The 962-nt window shown below is 62.7% G+C and carries 1 protein-coding gene; it reads left to right on the top strand.

Annotated features, from left to right (window positions below; translation table 11 throughout):
* The first annotated feature begins 251 nt into the window (after nt 1–251).
* On the top strand, nt 252–635 hold the full coding sequence (locus DI269_RS12960; RefSeq protein WP_112136544.1) for a hypothetical protein: 384 nt from the start codon (nt 252–254) through the stop codon (nt 633–635).
* Nucleotides 636–962: the final 327 nt, after the last annotated feature.

Raw genomic sequence — 962 nt, forward strand, 5'->3', positions numbered from 1 at the left:
GCGGAGAAGGTGGGATTCGAACCCACGGTGGGTTTTGACGCCCACGCCGGTTTTCAAGACCGCTCCACAAACCATGAGTGACCTGCGGTCAGGGACAGGGCTCCCGGAAATTCTGACCGCATTCTTACCCACGGGCAGAAAAGGTCACCGATCAGAGTCGCTACCAGTCGGACCCAACCACTCGCCATGCCACCACGAAGCGCCACGGCTGATGGATGCCGATGTGCCCTGAGCGCCGATACGCTCACGGGATGATGACACCAGACCAGCTTCTCGACGCTCTGCGGGCTCTTGGCTATGACGTTATCTACGACCCCGAGACCCATCCGGACGGACTCACCGACGACGACGTCCCCGACCTGTTGGGGCGGCTCACCTCAGCTCTCGACTTCGAGACAGCGTATCGAGTGCAGCCTCGCACCGAGACCATGTCAGAGTTCCAGGCGGGATACATGGCGGGCATCGAGAGCCGCGAGGAGTTTTTCCGCGCCCTCGTCGTCCGCACCCTGATGACTGGATCCCTTCCTGAGACCGAGCAGCTGCGCGACCTCCCTGGTGTCACCGAGTTCCACGACGCCCTTGGCGGCGCCGCGCACTTCTTGATGGCGGTCATGGGAGCCGACGAGGACGACTGAGTCTGCCAAGCGCGTACGAAGGCCTTGACCAGCGTGAAAGGCCCTTACTGAACCCTGGGTCGGCCGCTGTACGCGGCTCTATGGCCTTCTCAGCGGCTCATGTTATCGCAGGTAGATAGCAATATGTCACATCGGCATCAGAATCTCTGCCTTGCCTGTCTGTATGACTGGCAGTCTGTTCTGTGCAGCGGGCCATCAGGGAACGGCACCGGGGGCGTCGAGGTCGAGGACCCCGGTCGCAGCATCGATGTGGGCCCGAACGCGATGGTGGAAGCCGATGTTGAACGTTCGCAGCCACGAGGGCCGGGCCGCTTTCGCGGCCCGGCC

Source organism: Glycomyces dulcitolivorans (assembly GCF_003265355.1).
Taxonomy (GTDB): domain Bacteria; phylum Actinomycetota; class Actinomycetes; order Mycobacteriales; family Micromonosporaceae; genus Glycomyces; species Glycomyces dulcitolivorans.

Bases quoted from the DNA above. Each gene is read 5' to 3' on its own strand.
- DI269_RS12960 (WP_112136544.1), top strand. From the start codon at position 252: ATGATGACACCAGACCAGCTTCTCGACGCTCTGCGGGCTCTTGGCTAT.